Source organism: Salinisphaera sp. S4-8 (assembly GCF_040361235.1).
GTDB lineage: Bacteria > Pseudomonadota > Gammaproteobacteria > Nevskiales > Salinisphaeraceae > Salinisphaera.
Map to the genome: position 1 here is coordinate 429,873 of NZ_APNF01000001.1, position 16,331 is coordinate 446,203.

Consider the following 16,331-nt stretch of genomic DNA (forward strand, 5'->3'; position numbering starts at 1 on the left):
ATAAGCCGTGAGACCACTTAGGCGAGCGAAGAATACGCCTGTGTCGACAGGGACACAAAAATCGGCTGTACACGAGCGATTCTAATTCGGCCGTGCCAAACGTTCGCCACGGTGCTCGTCGACCAGTTCGAACAGCCCGCGCATATCCGCCCCGCGATGACTCAGCCGCGGTCGGGTTTCGTCTTCGAAAAAACGAATGGTGCGAAAAGCGCGCGTACCATCCATACGAAACCAGTGCCGGAGCCCGGCGGGCATGCGCACATAATCGCCCGGCTCGCAGGCCAGCGCGTACACCGTGTCGGCTGTGCGTATGAACAAAACGCCCGCGCCGTGCACCAGCAACTGGGATTCCACGGCATCGTGGGCATGCTCGATCATGAGCTCGCGCTCGATGGTGTCGCGGCGCGGATGGGTGAGCGCCACACTGGCGACATCGAGCGCGACCCGCGGCATTTTTCTCATAAGCCGATCGAGCGGTTCGATATAACTGCCGATCACTTCGTCCGGACGCGATTCTTCATCGAAAGCCAACGGCGGCAACTCGACATGGTCGTAATGCACGCCCACCCCTGCCAGACGGGCCGCGATACAGCGGCGTTCGGTGTCACACAGCCGCAAGCGATAGGCATGGTCGACATCGCGATAGAGCTCAGTCATGGTCGTTGCCCTGGCGCAAGAAGATTGATTGAACACCCCGACAGCCGCCGTCGTCGACTGGATTCGACACGACCGCCGGCCGCGCACCATAAAAAAGGCGCCGGCATGGTAACCGGCGCCGCGTGACAACGCCATGTCTAACCGGCGCTAACCGGTGCGCGCCAGGGGCTAGCCCTGATCGCGCTTCCAGTTGATCAGCCCGCCCGCACGCAGGATGTCCACCTGCCGCTCGGACAATGCATGCTTGCAGCTGATCGTCTCGCCGTCCTCGGTTTCCACTTCCACACTGTCGCCCGAAGCCAGCGCCTCATGTAGACCGCTGATCTTGAGTTTGGTGCCCTGCTTGAGGTTACCCAGGTCACCGCCGTCGGCGAAGGTCAGTGGCAATACGCCGAAATTGACCAGGTTCTGCCAGTGAATACGGGCATAGTCCTTGGCGATGACAACACGCAGCCCCAGATAGCGCGGCGCGATCGCGGCATGCTCGCGCGAACTGCCCTGGCCATAGTTGGAGCCGCCGATGATGGCGTGATCGCCCGTGTCCTTGGCGCGATCGGGATAATCCTCGTCGACCACGTCGTAAACGAACTCGGCGATGGCCGGAATATTGGAGCGAAACGGCAATACCTCGGCCCCGGCACGCATGATCTCGTCGGTCGAGATATCGTCGCCGACCTTGAGCAACACCGGCAGCTCGAATTCGTCGGGAATGCCGTCGAAATCCGGCAGCGACTTGATATTCGGCCCCTTGACCAGTTCCACCTTGCGCGCTTCCTCGATCGGCAACGGCGCTTCCAGCATTTGATCGTTGACCACCGGATCGTCCGGGTTTTCGATCTTCGGGTAGTCGAAATCCAGCGTGCGCGGATCGGTGATCTTGCCCATCAGCGCCGAGGCGGTCGCGGTCTCCGGCGAGCACAGAAACACTGAATCCTCCTTGGTGCCGGAGCGCCCGGGGAAGTTACGCGGCGTGGTGCGCAGGCTATTGCGCCCCGACGCCGGCGCCTGGCCCATGCCGATACAGCCGTTACAGCCGGCCTGGTGCAGGCGCGCGCCCGAGGCGATCAGCGGCCCGAGCAGATTGTCGCGGGCCAGCGTCTGCAGCATGGCGCGCGACGACGGATTGACGTCGAAGGACACCTCCTTGGAGACATGACGCCCGCGCACCATTTCGGCCGCAATAGCGAAATCGCGATAGCCCGGGTTGGCCGAAGAGCCGATATAGGCCTGGTAGAGCTCGTCGCCGGCGACCTCTTCGACCGGAACCACGTTGCCCGGCGAGGTGGGCTTGGCAATCAGCGGCACCAGCGTGGACAAGTCGATTTCGTCGTGCTCGTCGTATTCGCAGCCCTCGTCGGCCACGAGTTCCTCGTATTCGTCTTCACGGCCCTGGGACTTGAGAAAGCGTTTGATCTCGGCATCGGCCGGAAACACGGTGGTGGTCGCGCCCAGCTCGGCGCCCATATTGGCGATCACGTGGCGATCCATGGCTTCCAGGTTATCCAGCCCCGGACCGTAGTATTCGATGATCTTGCCGACACCGCCGGATACACCGTGGCGGCGCAGCATCTCCAGAATCACGTCCTTGGCCGAGACCCATTCCGGCAATTCACCAGTGAGCTTGATACCGAAGACCTTGGGCATCTTGGTGTAGAGCGGTTCGCCGGCCATCGCCATGGCGACCTCCAGACCGCCCGCGCCGATGGCGAGCATGCCCATCGAGCCGCCGGCCGGGGTATGGCTGTCGGAACCGAGTAGCGTCTTGCCCGGCCGGCCGAAGCGTTCCATATGCACGGCATGGGAAATACCGTTGCCCGGGCGCGAGTAATAGGCCCCGAAGCGTTCGCAGGCGGACTGCAGGAACAAATGATCGTCGGGGTTCTTGTTGTCTTCCTGAATCAGGTTGTGGTCGACATACTGGGCCGATATCTCGGTCTTGACCCGGTCGAGTTCCATCGCCTCGAGCTCCAGCATAACCAGCGTGCCGGTCGCGTCCTGGGTCAGCGTCTGGTCGATTCGCAGCGCAATCTCCTCGCCTGGCGTCATTTCGCCATCGAGCAGATGCGATTCGATGAGTTTCTGGGCAACGTTCTGGGCCATGGATCCCTCCGGCGTGTTTGTTGCCTTCACCATAGCCTGCGTCGATCCAATCACAAAGCCACACACCGGATATATAGCAAAAAATATGCCGTGAATGAGAATCAGTTTCATTCAAGAGCATTTTTAGTTCGCACAGACCGGGGTAAATCGGCTACCGTTAGCGCGGCGATGCCTCAGGCATCGGCTGGCCACGAGGGAATGCCGGCACCGGCTTCTTGTGTACACTACACCTATTCATATCGGCACAAGGCGTGCGATATGAGTCGACGGGCGAGTGCTTCGCGTAGAATAGGACCACGCCATGAATGCCGCTACCGAACAAGCCGTTGTCATCTGGCCCTTGCTGCTATTCGCAGCCGGCGCGCTGGGACTGATTATTTTCATGCTCGGCGTTTCGGCGGTTCTGGGCGGGCGCCATAGTTCACGGCTGGGTAACCAACCCTACGAATCGGGTATCAAGCCCACCGGCAGCGCACGGATGCGCTTTTCGGCCAAGTTCTATCTGGTGGCGATCATCTTCGTGCTTTTCGATCTCGAAGTGGTCTTCATCTTCTCCTGGGCCATCGCCGCACCCGCGCTGGGCTGGCCCGGCTACTTTGCATTTCTGTTCTTTCTCGGCGTGCTGACCCTGGGCCTGATCTACGAGTGGCGCATCGGCGCACTCGACTGGGCCCCCAAGGCACCGCGCCAGTATCGACTGGAGGCGATCGAAAGCAATCGCCGCCGTAATCTCGATGCTGCGCCGCGGTGACGTACGCGCACTGTGAACACGACGTTCGATTGAACACCCGACAGGACGATCATTAATGGGATGGTCACTGACTAGCACCGACAAGAATCCGAAACCCGGCTCGGCCGGTTCGGACGACGGCAGCGGCGGTACGCTCGAAGACGCGCTGGCGCGTAACGTCGTTACCGCCAAGCTCGACGACATGATCGCGTGGGGGCGCAAGCACTCCATGTGGCCGTTCAACTTCGGCCTGTCCTGCTGCTATGTGGAAATGGCCACGGCCCTGACCGCGCCGCACGACATGGCGCGCTTCGGTTCCGAAGTCATTCGCGCCACGCCGCGTCAGGCCGACGTGATGATTATTGCCGGCACCTGTTTTCTGAAAATGGCGCCGGTGATTCAGCGTCTCTACGACCAGATGATGGAGCCGCGCTGGGTGATCTCCATGGGTTCATGTGCCAACTCGGGCGGCATGTACGACATCTATTCCGTGGTTCAGGGCGTGGACAAGTTCCTGCCCGTCGATGTCTACGTATCGGGTTGTCCGCCGCGCCCCGAGGCCTTCCTCGAAGGCCTGCTGCTGCTTCAGGAAAACATCGGCGCAGAAAAACGCCCGCTGTCGTGGATGATCGGCCCGCAGGGCGTCACCCAGCGGCCGAAACTGTCGATGCGCGATCGCAAGCGCAGCGAGCGCCTGTCGGTCACCACTCTTCGTACGCCGGATTCGGTCTGATGCTCGATCGCGTCGATATCAAACAGCAGCTGTTCGAACGCTTTGACGAGCGTACGTTCACCGAGCAGATCACCGCCGATGGCATGCCCACCCTGTGGGTCGGCCGCGACAGGATCTGCGACGTACTCAAGTTCCTGCGCCAGGACAGCACCCCGGCCTACCGGATGCTGTTCGACCTGACCGCGATCGACGAGCGCGTACGCGAGCACCGGCTCAACCAGCCGGCCGCGGATTTCACCGTGGTCTATCACCTGCTCAGCCTGTCGCCGGTCGCCGAGATCCGCCTCAAGGTCGCGCTGTTCGACGACGATCTGAGCACGCCCACCGCCACCGGCGTGTGGCCCAACGCCAACTGGTACGAGCGCGAAGTCTGGGACATGTTCGGGATCACCTTCGACGGGCACCCGAACCTGCGCCGTATTCTCATGCCGCCGACCTGGAAGGGCCATCCGCTGCGCAAGGACCACGCCGCGCGCGCGACCGAATTCGAGCCGCTGCATCTGGACCCCAAGCGCCAGGACGAAGAAGAGAACGCCCTGCAGTTCAAGCCCGAAGACTGGGGCATGAAGCGTGAGTCCGGCGATAGCGAGTTCATGTTCCTCAACATGGGCCCGAACCACCCGTCGGTGCATGGCGTGTTTCGTGTTGTGCTACAGCTCGACGGCGAGGAAATCATCGGCGCGGTGCCGGATATCGGCTATCACCATCGCGGCGCCGAGAAGATGGCTGAGCGCCAGTCCTGGCATACCTACATCCCCTATACCGACCGGGTGGACTATCTCGGCGGGGTGATGAACGAACTGCCCTACGTCATGAACCTCGAGCACGTGCTCGGCATTCAGGTGCCGGAACGGGTCAAGGTCGTGCGCGTGATGCTGTGCGAGTTCTTCCGTATCACCAGCCACCTGATGTTCTTCGGCACCTATGTGCAGGACATCGGCGCGATGAGCCCGATCTTCTGGATGTTCTCGGATCGCCAGAAAGCCTATGACGTGATCGAGGCGATCACCGGCTTTCGCATGCATCCGGCGTTCTTTCGTATCGGCGGCCTGACCATGGACCTGCCGAACGGCTGGGATCGCAAGGTCAAGGAATTCCTGGATTGGTTCCCGCCACGGCTGGCCGAATACAAGAAAGCCATGGCGCGCAACAGCGTGCTGGTCAAACGCTCCAAGCATATCGGCGCCTATTCCCAGGACGAGGCGATCGACTGGGGCATCACCGGCCCCGGCCTGCGCTCGACCGGCGTGGACTTCGATCTGCGCAAGGCCCGGCCCTACTCGGGCTACGAGAACTTCGACTTCGAGATTCCCACCGGCACCAACGGCGACTGTCAGGACCGTCTCGATGTACGCATCGAAGAGATGTTCCAGAGTTGTCGCATCATCGAGCAGTGCATGAAGAACATGCCCGCCGGTGACTACAAGGCCGATCATCCCTTGACCACACCGCCGGTCAAGGAGCGCACGATGCACGACATCGAGACGCTGATCGCGCATTTTCTGACGGTGAGCTGGGGACCGGTGGTGCCGGCGATGGAATCGGCCTGCATGGTCGAAGGCACCAAGGGCCTGAACGGCTATTACAGTATTTCCGACAAGCATGCGATGAGCTATCGCACGCGTATTCGTACGCCCAGCTTCGCCCATCTGCAGCAGATACCGCTGATTGCCCAGGGCGGCCTGATTGCCGACCTCGTGGCGATTATCGGCGCGATCGACTTTGTTATGGCAGACGTGGACCGATGAAGTTATCGAAAACCGAAATTGAGGCCATCCAGCACGAGATGACCCTGTACGAGGACCCGGGCGCTGCGACCATCGAAGCGCTCAAGATCGTGCAGGAACATCGCGGTTGGGTATCGGACGAGTCGCTGGAGGCGGCCGCGGCCGTGGTGGGCGTGACCCCGACTCAGATGGAAGCGGTGGCCACGTTCTACAACCTGATCTTTCGCCAGCCCGTGGGCCGGCACGTGATCATGATCTGCGACTCGATCTCCTGCTATCTGACCGGCTACGAGGAAATCCTGGCCTATCTGAAGAAGACACTGGGCATCGAGTTCGGCCAGACCACGCCGGACAACCGCTTCACGCTGCTGCCGATCTGCTGTCTGGGCAACTGCGACAACGGCCCGGCCATGCGTATCAACACCGACTATCACGGCCGGCTCACGCCCGATAAGGTCGACGCCATTCTGGCGGAATACCCCTAGGCGCGGCGCAAGGACGAACAGTCATGGAAAAGGTTCTTACCAAAAACATCCGCGACAACCGCGAGCCGATGACCCGGGCCGAATACGAGCAGGCCGGCGGCTGGGAGGCCTACAAGAAGGCCCTCCATGAGATGAAGCCGACCGAGGTCGCCGATCTGGTCAAACAGGCCGGCCTGCGTGGCCGCGGCGGTGCGGGCTTTCCCACCGGCGTGAAGTGGTCGTTCATGCCGCGCTTCGAGGAAAACCCCGAGAAGCGCCCGGCCCACGTCTATCTCGTGGTCAACGCCGACGAAATGGAGCCCGGCACCTTCAAGGATCGCCTGCTCATGGAAGGCGATCCGCATCAGCTGATCGAAGCGATGGCCATTGCCAGCTATGCGATCGGCGCGGATATCGCCTACGTGTTCATTCGCGGCGAATACACCGAATGCCAGCGCAAGCTCCAGCGCGCGATCGACGAGGCCATGGAAGCCGGCTATCTGGGCGAGGATATCCTGGGCACCGGCTTCAATCTCAAGATGTATCTACACATGAGCGCGGGTCGTTATATCTGCGGCGAGGAATCGGCGCTGCTCTCCGCGCTCGAAGGCCGTCGCGCCGTGCCGCGCCACAAGCCGCCGTTTCCAGCGGCTTCCGGCCTGTTCGGCCAGCCGACGACGGTTAACAACGTCGAAACCATCTGCAACGTCCCGCATATCGTGAAAAACGGCGCCGAGTGGTACAAATCGCTCGGCCTGCACAAGGACGGCGGCACCAAGATCTTCGGCGCCTCGGGCCATGTCGCCCGCCCCGGACTGGTGGAACTGCCGCTGGGCACCAAGCTGTCCGACCTGCTCGATCATTTCGGCGGTATTCGCGGCGGGCGCAAGCTCAAGGCGCTGCTGCCCGGTGGCGGCTCCACGCCGCTTTTGACCGACGAGCATCTGAATACGCCGATGGACTATGAGGGCGTGGGTGCGGTCGGCAGCCGTCTGGGCACGGGCACGATGGTGGTCATGGACGACCAGACCCCGATCGTGGGCGTGCTCAAGAACCTTGAGCATTTCTATGCCCAGGAATCCTGCGGCTGGTGCACGCCCTGTCGTGACGGCCTGCCCTGGGTCGAGCGCATTCTCACCAATCTGGAAGCCGGGCACGGCAAGCCGGGCGATATCGAGCTGCTGGATCTGCACGTCAAACTGCTCGGCCCGGGCAAGACGTTCTGTGCCCATGCGCCTGGCGCCATGGGCCCGCTCGAATCCGGTCTCAAGTATTTCCGCGATGAACTGGCGGCGCTTATTCCGCCGGACGCAGAAACGCTTGAGCTCACCCAGCCGGCCAACGCCGCCTCGAACAACTAGCGCACGGTTTAGCGATGGCAACGATCAAGATCGACGGCAAGCAGTTCGAGGTGGACCCCACCGACAATCTGCTCAAGGTCGCGCTCTCCAAGGGCTTCGACCTGCCCTATTTCTGCTGGCACCCGGAGCTGCATTCCGTGGGCGCCTGTCGCCAGTGCGCGGTCAAGCAGTACAAGAACGAAGACGATACCCAGGGCCAGATCGTCATGGCCTGCATGACCCCGGCCGCGGACGGCGGCTGCTTCTCGATCGAGGACAAGGAAGCCAGCGATTTCCGGGCCCAGGTCATCGAATGGCTGATGATCAACCATCCGCATGACTGCCCGGTATGCGAAGAAGGCGGCGAATGCCATCTGCAGGACATGACCCTGATGACCGGGCATACGCGCCGGCGCTATCGCGGGCCCAAGCGGACCCATCGCAATCAGGAGCTGGGCCCGTTCATCAATCACGAGATGAACCGCTGTATCGCCTGCTATCGCTGCGTGCGCTACTACCGCGACTATGCCGACGGTGACGATCTACGCGTGCTCGGCTCGCATTCGAACGTCTATTTCGGCCGCGAAGCCGATGGCGCCTTCAACAGCGAGTTCTCGGGCAACCTGGTGGAGGTCTGCCCCACCGGCGTGTTTACCGACAAGACGCTGGGTGCCCACTACAACCGTAAATGGGACATGCAGAATGCCCCCGGCATCTGCACCCATTGCTCGTTGGGCTGCAACACCAGCCCCGGTTCGCGCCAGGGTATCCTGAAGCGTATCCAGAACCGCTATCACGGCGAGATCAACCATTATTTCCTGTGCGATCGCGGGCGTTTCGGCGCCGGCTTCGTCAACCGCGAAGACCGTCCGCGCCAGCCCTTGGTACGCGCCGACAACGGCGTGCTCGAGCCGCAGGACATGGATGTCATGCTCAGCTCGCTCAAGCGCGTGCTGGCCGAGGCCAAGGGTCTGGTCGGTATCGGCTCGCCGCGGGCATCGCTGGAAGACAACTTCGCACTGCGCCATCTGGTCGGCGCCGATAACTTCCATAACGGTATGAGCGGTCCGGAAAGCCATGCCAGCTTGGCCGCGCTCGCGCTGTTGCAGGAACACGCCGGGCGTTTGCCGACGCTGCGCGAGGTGGAATCCTGTGACGCGGTGTTCGTGCTGGGCGAAGACGTCACCCAGTTCGCCCCGCGCTTGGCGCTGTCGCTGCGACAGGCGGTACGCAACGAGCATCACGTGCTTGCCGAGGCCGCCAATATCCCGAAATGGCATGCCCGCGCGGTGCGCGACGAGGGCCAGCATTTCTACAGCCCGCTGTTCATGGCGGTGCCGGCAGCCACGCGTCTGGACGACGTGGCCACCGAGCTGTTTCATCTACGCCCGGCCCGTATCGCCCAGCTGGGCTTTGCGGTCGCCGCGATGCTGGACGACACGGCGCCGATGCCGGCCGATATCGACGACGAAACCCGTGCCCACGCCGAAACCATTGCCAATGCGCTCAAGACGGCGAAAAAACCGTTGGTGGTGGCCGGCACGAGCCTGGGCAGCGAAGCGGTGCTCACCGCGGCCGGCAATGTCATGCGCGCGCTCGAATCGGTCCACGACGATGCGGGCCTGTTCGTTACGCTGAGCGAGGCCAACAGCCTGGGCATGGCCATGATGAGCGATCGCGATGTCGATCACGCCTTCGAGGCGATCAACAGCCGCCGGGCCGATACGCTCATCGTCATGCAGAACGATCTGTACGAACGCGCCCAGCAGGGCAAGGTCGATGCCGCGATCAAGGCGGCCAAGAACCTGATCGTGCTCGATCACAGCATGACCGCAACCATCGCCAAGGCCGACTACGTACTGCCGGCCGGCAGTTTCGCCGAGGCCGACGGTACGCTCGTCAACAACGAAGGCCGCGCCCAGCGCTTTTTCCAGGTCTTCATTCCCGAAGCGCCGCTGCAGGAAGGCTGGCGCTGGTGTGCTGATCTCAACCGCGCCATCGGCAAGCCGGTGAACTGGTATGGCATGGACGATCTCATCGATGCGATCGAGTCGGCCTGCCCGCAGTTCACGGGTATCAAGACGGCCGCTCCGAGTACGAGCTTTCGCAAGGCCGGCATGCGTTTTCCGCGCAGCCCGCATCGGTATTCCGGGCGTACAGCACTGTATGCCAATGTGGACGTGCGCGAGCGCCGTCCGGAAGTCGACCCGGACTCGGCACTGGCCTATTCCATGGAGGGCTACCACGGCAGCGACCAGCCGCCGGCGCTGATGGCGTATGCCTGGGCCCCGGGCTGGGATTCCAACCAGGCCGCGATCACCCGTTTTCAGGATGAGATCGGCGGCCATCTGAAAGGCGGCGATCCGGGTACACGCTTGCTCAAGGTCGATGCCAACGTCCCGGAATACGCGCCGGCCGAGCCCAAGCTGGTCGAAGGCTGGCAGGCGATCCCGCGCTATCACATCTTCGGTAGCGAATCGCAGTCGGCCAAGGCCCCGGCGATTCAGCAACGCATGCCGCGGGCCTGGTTCACGCTCAACGAGGCCGGCGCGAAGGCGCTGGGTCTGGCCGCGGCGGATACCCTGCGCCTGACCATCGATGGCGAGATCCATGCCCTGCCGGTCACGATCGACCCGAGCCTGCCCGACAAGACCATTGGTGTGCCCGTGGGCGCACATGGCTTGATGGGCGTACGCCTACCTGCCGCGGTGTCGCCCTGATGTTCGGTATAAGCACAGACACACTGCTCGACCTGGCGTTCACCGCCTTCGAGACGATCGCCATTCTGCTGGCCGTGGTCATCGCCGCGGCGCTGCTGATCTGGGTCGAACGCCGCCTGCTGGGTGTCTGGCAGGATCGCTACGGGCCGAATCGCGTCGGTCCGTTCGGCATCCTTCAGGTGGCGGCGGACATGATCAAGATCTTCTTCAAGGAAGACTGGATCCCGCCGTTCGCCGACAAGGCCGTGTTCGTGATCGCGCCGGGGATCATCATGTTCACCACACTGATGGCGTTTGCGGTGGTGCCGTTCACCGAAACCATCGGCGTGGTCGATCTGAATATCGGTATTCTGTTCGTGCTGGCGATGAGTTCGCTGGGCGTGTATTCGGTGATTCTGGCCGGCTGGTCCTCGGACAACAAATACGCGCTGCTTGGCGGTATGCGTACCGCCGCCCAGATGATCTCCTACGAGGTCTTCATGGGCCTGAGCCTGCTGGGCGTTGTGCTGCTGGCCGGCAGTTTCGATCTGCGTACGATCGTCGAATCGCAGGCCGGCATGTGGAACGTGATCCCGCAGTTCCCGGCATTCGTGATCTTCTTCATCGCCGGTATTGCCGAAATTCACCGCGCGCCCTTCGATCTGCCGGAGGCCGAACAGGAACTCACCGCCGGCTATCACACCGAATATTCGGGCATGAAGTTCGGCATGTTCTTCGTGGGCGAATATCTGGGCATCGTGCTCATCTCCTGTCTGACCACGGTGCTGTTCTTCGGCGGCTGGCTGGGCCCGATTCTGCCGGGCTTTGTGTGGTTTGCGCTCAAGGCCGGATTCTTCATCTGCTTTTTCGTGCTGCTGCGCGCGGCCACCGTGCGCCCACGCTACGACCAGCTCATGGCCTTTGGCTGGAAGATCCTGCTGCCCATCGCACTGGTCAACGTTGCGATCACGGGCGCTGTCGTGGTGGCCATGGCATGAGCACGTCGTACTCTCTACTCGATTTCACCGGTTACGCGAGTCACCTATGCTGAGTGTTCTGCGCACCATCTGGATGACCCTGATGCACACCTTTCGCAAGCGCGATACGGTGCTGTATCCGGAAGAAAAGCCTTATCTGCCGCCGCGTTATCGCGGGCGTATCGTGCTTACGCGCGATCCGGACGGCGCCGAGCGCTGCGTGGCCTGCAATCTGTGCAGCGTGGCCTGCCCGGTGGACTGCATCAGCGTGGTCAAGGCCGAGGACGAAAGCGGGCGCTGGTACCCGGAAACCTTCCGCATCAATTTCTCGCGCTGCATCTATTGCGGCTATTGCGAGGAGGCCTGCCCGACCTACGCGATCCAGCTCACCCCGGATTTCGAGATGGGCGAGTTCGATCGTCAGAACATGGTCTACGAGAAATCGGACCTGACCATTGCCGGCGTCGGCAAGCGGCCCGGCTACAATTTCTATCGCGTCGCCGGCATGGCCGTGGGCGGCAAGGACAAGGGCGAGGCCGAGAACGAGGCCGAGCCGATCGACGTTAAAACCCTTCTGCCGTAGGCCGGTCATGGAAATCGCCTTCTATCTCGCCGCTATCGTCGCCGTTGCCGCCACCGCGCGGGTGATCAGCTGTGCCAATGCCGTGCATGCGCTGCTGTATCTGATCGTGTCGCTGCTGTCGGTGGCGATCGTGTTCTATACCCTGGGCGCGCCGTTTGCGGCCGCGCTCGAGGTGATCGTCTATGCCGGCGCGATCATGGTGTTGTTCGTATTCGTGATCATGATGCTCAATCTCAATCATGAAACCGTGGCGCGCGAGCGCAGCTGGCTGGCGCCGCGGGTCTGGATCGGGCCGGGCATACTCGGCATCGTGCTGCTCGGCGTACTGGCCGTGGCCCTGGCCAGCGGCGGCTCGATGGGCAACGTCGACAGCACGCCGCTGATGGCCTCGCGTATCGGCATGACGATGTTCGGCCCCTATGTGCTGATCGTGGAACTGGCCGCGTTCGTGCTGCTGGCAGCACTCGTGGTCGCTGCCCATCTGGGCCGCGACGATCGTGACGTGGCCGAAGAGAAACGCGTTGCCGCCGCCCGCGGGCGCCGTCATCCGGGAGGCGAACAATGAACGGGATTCCCATGGAGCACGGCCTGGTGCTCGCTGCCCTGCTGTTCACGCTCGGGCTGGTGGGTCTGGTGGTACGGCGCAATACGCTGTTCATCCTCATGTGCCTGGAAATCATGCTCAATTCGGCCGGCCTGGCCTTCATCGTCGCCGGCGCAGCCCATGGCGCGCCCGATGGCCAAGTGATGTTCATTCTGGTGATCACGCTGGCCGCTGCCGAGGCCAGCATCGGTCTGGGCCTGCTGCTGCAGCTGCATCGCCGTTTCAAGACCATCGACATCGACGCCGCCAGCGAGATGCACGGATGAATTTGCTAGCTCTGACCATCGTCTTTCCGCTTGCCGGCAGCCTGGTGCTGTCGTTCTTCCCGCGCATGCCCGATCGTGCCGCCGCCACCATTGGCGCCGGGTCCGTGGGCCTGTCGGCGCTGGTGTCGGCGCTGCTGATCTATACCTTCGTCAGCGGCGACGCCATGGCCTATAACCAGACACTCTGGACATGGGTGTCGGTCGGCGATTTCACCCCGGCGTTCGCGCTCTATTTCGATGGCCTGGCGGCGACCATGCTCGGTGTGATCACGGGGGTGGGTTTTCTCATCCACCTGTTCGCCGGCTGGTACATGACCCACGATCTCGACGGCGAACCGGGCATGGGGCGCTTTTTCGCCTACATGAACCTGTTCATCGTCGCCATGCTGCTGCTCGTACTCGGCGACAACCTGTTCCTGCTGTTTCTGGGCTGGGAAGGCGTCGGCCTGTGCAGCTATCTGCTGATCGGCTATTACTACACCGACGAGGCCAATGCCTGGGCGGCCTTCAAGGCGTTCCTGATCACCCGTATCGGCGACGTGTTCCTCGCCATCGGCCTGTTCCTGCTGTTCACCACTTTCGGCACGCTCGATATTCAGACCCTGCTGCACCAGGCACCGCAGGCCTGGGCCGAGGGCGATACGATGGCCAGCGTCGCCGCGCTGCTGTTGCTTGGCGGCGCGGTGGGCAAATCCGCCCAGCTGCCGCTACAGACCTGGCTGCCCGACGCCATGGCTGGCCCCACGCCCGTGTCGGCGCTGATTCACGCGGCCACCATGGTCACTGCGGGCGTCTATCTGATCGCACGCATGCATGGCATCTTCGAACTCGCGCCGGTGGTACTCGCCCTGGTGGGCGTGGTCGGCGCGGTCACGTTGCTGCTGGCCGGCTTCGCGGCCCTGTGCCAGACCGATATCAAGCGCGTGCTGGCCTATTCCACCATGAGTCAGATCGGCTACATGTTCCTCGCGCTCGGCGTGGGCGCCTGGGATGCGGCGATCTTTCATCTGATGATTCATGCCTTTTTCAAGGCACTGCTGTTCCTGGCCTCGGGCTCGGTGATCATCGCCTGTCACCACGAGCAGAACATCTTCAAGATGGGCGGGCTGCGCAAGAGCCTGCCGCTGGACTACGCCGTATTCATGATCGGCGGCGCGGCCCTGGCTGCCCTGCCGCTGGTCACCGCCGGTTTCTATTCCAAGGACGAGATCCTCTGGCTGTCGTTTGCCAACGGCCATTACGTGCTCTGGTTTGCCGGGCTGGCCGGCGCGTTCCTGACCGCGCTGTATACCTTCCGTATGATCTTCATCGCCTTCCACGGCGAGGCCAGGATAAAGGCCCATGCGGGCAAGGGCATTGCCCATCACCTGCCGCTGATCGTGCTCGCAATTCTGTCGACCTTCATCGGCGCCTGGATTCATCCGCCGCTGGCCGGCGTACTGCCGGGCCACGAAGGCGGCGATCACGGCACCACCAAGCTGGTCGTCGAAGTACTCTCGGCCGTAGTCGCGGTTGTCGGCCTCGGCATCGCCGCGGCGCTGTTTCTGGGCAGCCGCCAGACCGCCGAAAAGCTCGCCAGCAATCCGCTGGGTCGCAATCTCTGGCAGCTGTGGCACAACGCCTGGGGCTTCGACAGCCTGTACGATCTGGTATTCGTGCGCCCCTATCTGATGCTCACCCGGCTGCATCAGCGCGATTGGATCAACTCGACCATCAATATCGCGCCGCAGTTCGCGCTCATGCTCAACAGCGCACTCGTCACCACCCAGAGCGGGCGACTGCGTTGGTATGCCCTGTCGTTGTTTGCCGGCGCGGTGGTGTTGCTGGCGGCTTTGCTGTTCGGGTGATGCGCATGCGTACCTATCTTGACGACATCGCCGCCGCGCGTTCATTCACAGGTCCCAAGGAACGCTTTCAATGATCCTGTGCTGGCTTTTATTCGTTCCCTTCATCGGCGGCCTGCTGTGCTGGCAGCTGGAAAGCCGCCATGCGCCTGCACAGGCGCCGCGCTGGATCGCGCTGCTGACGATGCTGATCGTGCTCGCGCTGGCGTTGTGGCTGTGGTTGACGGGCGACTACACGCTGGCCGGCGGCGCAGTGGGCGATGCGCCGAACTGGGCCCACCAGATCCGCCTGCCGTGGATCGATCGCTTTGGCATTTCCTTCCATCTGGCGCTCGACGGCCTGTCGCTGATCATGATCATGCTGACGGGCTTTCTCGGCGTGCTCGCCGTGGTGTGCTCCTGGCAGGAAATCACCAACCGGATCGGCTTTTTCCACCTGAACCTGCTCTGGATCATCGGCGGCGTGGTCGGCGTGTTCCTCGCCGTGGATCTTTTCCTGTTCTTCTTCTTCTGGGAAATGATGCTGGTGCCGATGTATTTCCTGATCGCGCTGTGGGGGCACAGCGGTTCCAAGGGCAATACCCGCATCGGCGCGGCCATCAAGTTCTTCATCTATACCCAGGCCAGCGGTCTGTTGATGCTGGTCTCGATTCTGGGCCTGGTGTTCGCCCACTACAGCCAGACCGGCACCTTCACCTTCGATTACATGGTGCTGCGCGACACACCGCTGACCGGGCCGATCGCTTACGTGCTGATGCTGGGCTTTTTCATCGCCTTTGCCGTCAAACTGCCGGTCGTGCCCCTGCATGGCTGGCTGCCGGATGCCCACGCACAGGCGCCCACGGCGGGCTCGGTGGACCTGGCCGGCATTCTGCTCAAGACCGCGGCCTACGGCATGCTGCGTTTCGCGATCCCGTTGTTTCCCGAAGCCTCGGCCCAGTTCGCGCCGGTGGCGATGGCGCTGGGCCTGATCGGTATCTACTACGGCGCGCTGATGGCCTTTGCCCAGACCGACGTCAAGCGCCTGATCGCCTGCTCGAGTATTTCGCATATGGGCTTCGTGCTCATCGGCATCTACTCCGGCACCCTGCTGGCGCTGCAGGGCGTGATCGTGCAGATGGTCGCGCACGCCTTCTCGGCGGCCGGGCTGTTCATCATTTCGGGCCAGATCTACGAGCGTATCCATACCCGTGACATGCGCCAGATGGGCGGTCTGTTCGGGCGTATGGGTGCGCTGCCGGGCTTTGCACTGGTGTTCGTCATGGCGTCGCTGGGCATGCCCGGCACCGGCAACTTCATCGGCGAATTCCTCATTCTGTTCGGTGCCTTCAACACCGTGCCGTGGGTCGTGGTTGCGGCCAGCGGCGGCCTGGTGATGGCCGCCATCTATTCGCTGGTGCTCATGCACCGTGTCTACTGGGGTGCACCCAAGTCGCAGGCTTCGCTCGGCGGGCTCGACGTGCGTGAATACAGCATGATGCTGCTATTGCTCGTGCTCACGCTCTGGCTGGGGCTGTACCCGAATACCGTGCTCGATATCTCGCATACGGCGATGACCGAAGTCACCGACTGGTTCGCCGTTGCTCCCTTGCCGTCCCGTTAAGCGA

At 62.5% G+C, this 16,331-nt stretch carries 14 protein-coding genes; 12 read left to right on the plus strand and 2 right to left on the minus strand.

What is annotated here, in order from left to right; genetic code table 11:
- Positions 1-81 precede the first annotated feature (81 nt).
- On the minus strand, positions 82-657 hold the full coding sequence (locus S4A8_RS02020; protein ID WP_353178743.1) for a hypothetical protein: 576 nt from the start codon (positions 655-657) through the stop codon (positions 82-84).
- Positions 658-825: 168 nt separating this feature from the next.
- Entirely contained in the window at positions 826-2,757 is a 1,932-nt protein-coding gene (locus S4A8_RS02025) for an aconitate hydratase (protein ID WP_353218826.1), read from the minus strand.
- A gap of 301 nt (positions 2,758-3,058) precedes the next feature.
- Between S4A8_RS02025 and ndhC the strand changes: the two genes are divergently transcribed.
- The 12 genes from ndhC to nuoM all read left to right on the plus strand — a co-directional run bounded on the left by ndhC (position 3,059) and on the right by nuoM (position 16,327).
- Positions 3,059-3,508 carry an NADH-quinone oxidoreductase subunit A gene (gene ndhC / locus S4A8_RS02030; RefSeq protein ID WP_353218827.1) on the plus strand — a complete coding sequence of 150 codons (450 nt, stop codon included), beginning with the start codon at positions 3,059-3,061 and terminating at the stop codon, positions 3,506-3,508.
- Positions 3,509-3,563: 55 nt separating this feature from the next.
- Entirely contained in the window at positions 3,564-4,220 is a 657-nt protein-coding gene (locus tag S4A8_RS02035; protein ID WP_353218828.1) for a NuoB/complex I 20 kDa subunit family protein, read from the plus strand.
- Complete coding sequence (gene nuoC / locus S4A8_RS02040; protein ID WP_353178749.1) at positions 4,220-5,968, plus strand: NADH-quinone oxidoreductase subunit C/D; 1,749 nt, start codon at positions 4,220-4,222, stop codon at positions 5,966-5,968. Before S4A8_RS02035 ends, nuoC begins: the two co-directional genes overlap by 1 nt.
- Positions 5,965-6,432: an NADH-quinone oxidoreductase subunit NuoE gene (nuoE, locus tag S4A8_RS02045; RefSeq protein WP_006912265.1), complete on the plus strand. Its 468-nt coding sequence runs from the start codon at positions 5,965-5,967 to the stop codon at positions 6,430-6,432. The genes nuoC and nuoE overlap by 4 nt, the downstream gene beginning before the upstream one ends.
- A 23-nt stretch (positions 6,433-6,455) precedes the next feature.
- On the plus strand, positions 6,456-7,772 hold the full coding sequence (gene nuoF, locus S4A8_RS02050) for an NADH-quinone oxidoreductase subunit NuoF (protein WP_353218829.1): 1,317 nt from the start codon (positions 6,456-6,458) through the stop codon (positions 7,770-7,772).
- A gap of 14 nt (positions 7,773-7,786) precedes the next feature.
- Entirely contained in the window at positions 7,787-10,471 is a 2,685-nt protein-coding gene (gene nuoG, locus S4A8_RS02055; protein WP_353218830.1) for an NADH-quinone oxidoreductase subunit NuoG, read from the plus strand.
- On the plus strand, positions 10,471-11,448 hold the full coding sequence (gene nuoH / locus S4A8_RS02060; RefSeq protein WP_353178753.1) for an NADH-quinone oxidoreductase subunit NuoH: 978 nt from the start codon (positions 10,471-10,473) through the stop codon (positions 11,446-11,448). Before nuoG ends, nuoH begins: the two co-directional genes overlap by 1 nt.
- A 46-nt stretch (positions 11,449-11,494) precedes the next feature.
- Positions 11,495-12,010 (plus strand): NADH-quinone oxidoreductase subunit NuoI, encoded by a 516-nt coding sequence (gene nuoI, locus S4A8_RS02065; RefSeq protein WP_353178754.1) that lies wholly within the window; start codon positions 11,495-11,497, stop codon positions 12,008-12,010.
- 7 nt (positions 12,011-12,017) lie between these two features.
- Positions 12,018-12,575, plus strand: coding sequence for an NADH-quinone oxidoreductase subunit J (nuoJ, locus tag S4A8_RS02070; RefSeq protein ID WP_353178756.1), 558 nt, complete (start codon positions 12,018-12,020; stop codon positions 12,573-12,575).
- The gene (nuoK, locus tag S4A8_RS02075; RefSeq protein ID WP_353218831.1) at positions 12,572-12,880 is read left to right on the plus strand and encodes an NADH-quinone oxidoreductase subunit NuoK; all 309 of its coding nucleotides are present in this window, start codon (positions 12,572-12,574) and stop codon (positions 12,878-12,880) included. Before nuoJ ends, nuoK begins: the two co-directional genes overlap by 4 nt.
- Positions 12,877-14,727 (plus strand): NADH-quinone oxidoreductase subunit L, encoded by a 1,851-nt coding sequence (nuoL, locus tag S4A8_RS02080; protein ID WP_353218832.1) that lies wholly within the window; start codon positions 12,877-12,879, stop codon positions 14,725-14,727. The genes nuoK and nuoL overlap by 4 nt, the downstream gene beginning before the upstream one ends.
- Positions 14,728-14,797: 70 nt before the next feature.
- Positions 14,798-16,327, plus strand: a complete 1,530-nt coding sequence (gene nuoM, locus S4A8_RS02085) for an NADH-quinone oxidoreductase subunit M (RefSeq protein WP_353218833.1) — start codon at positions 14,798-14,800, stop codon at positions 16,325-16,327.
- Positions 16,328-16,331: the final 4 nt, after the last annotated feature.

What these genes read in the sequence shown, in the direction of transcription:
- nuoF (WP_353218829.1), top strand. Translation starts at nt 6,456, where the DNA reads ATGGAAAAGGTTCTTACCAAAAACATCCGCGACAACCGCGAGCCGATG.
- nuoI (WP_353178754.1), top strand. Translation starts at nt 11,495, where the DNA reads ATGCTGAGTGTTCTGCGCACCATCTGGATGACCCTGATGCACACCTTT.
- S4A8_RS02035 (WP_353218828.1), top strand. Translation starts at nt 3,564, where the DNA reads ATGGGATGGTCACTGACTAGCACCGACAAGAATCCGAAACCCGGCTCG.
- S4A8_RS02020 (WP_353178743.1), bottom strand. Translation starts at nt 657, where the DNA reads ATGACTGAGCTCTATCGCGATGTCGACCATGCCTATCGCTTGCGGCTG.
- nuoE (WP_006912265.1), top strand. Translation starts at nt 5,965, where the DNA reads ATGAAGTTATCGAAAACCGAAATTGAGGCCATCCAGCACGAGATGACC.
- S4A8_RS02025 (WP_353218826.1), bottom strand. Translation starts at nt 2,757, where the DNA reads ATGGCCCAGAACGTTGCCCAGAAACTCATCGAATCGCATCTGCTCGAT.
- ndhC (WP_353218827.1), top strand. Translation starts at nt 3,059, where the DNA reads ATGAATGCCGCTACCGAACAAGCCGTTGTCATCTGGCCCTTGCTGCTA.
- nuoK (WP_353218831.1), top strand. Translation starts at nt 12,572, where the DNA reads ATGAACGGGATTCCCATGGAGCACGGCCTGGTGCTCGCTGCCCTGCTG.
- nuoM (WP_353218833.1), top strand. Translation starts at nt 14,798, where the DNA reads ATGATCCTGTGCTGGCTTTTATTCGTTCCCTTCATCGGCGGCCTGCTG.
- nuoC (WP_353178749.1), top strand. Translation starts at nt 4,220, where the DNA reads ATGCTCGATCGCGTCGATATCAAACAGCAGCTGTTCGAACGCTTTGAC.
- nuoG (WP_353218830.1), top strand. Translation starts at nt 7,787, where the DNA reads ATGGCAACGATCAAGATCGACGGCAAGCAGTTCGAGGTGGACCCCACC.
- nuoL (WP_353218832.1), top strand. Translation starts at nt 12,877, where the DNA reads ATGAATTTGCTAGCTCTGACCATCGTCTTTCCGCTTGCCGGCAGCCTG.
- nuoH (WP_353178753.1), top strand. Translation starts at nt 10,471, where the DNA reads ATGTTCGGTATAAGCACAGACACACTGCTCGACCTGGCGTTCACCGCC.
- nuoJ (WP_353178756.1), top strand. Translation starts at nt 12,018, where the DNA reads ATGGAAATCGCCTTCTATCTCGCCGCTATCGTCGCCGTTGCCGCCACC.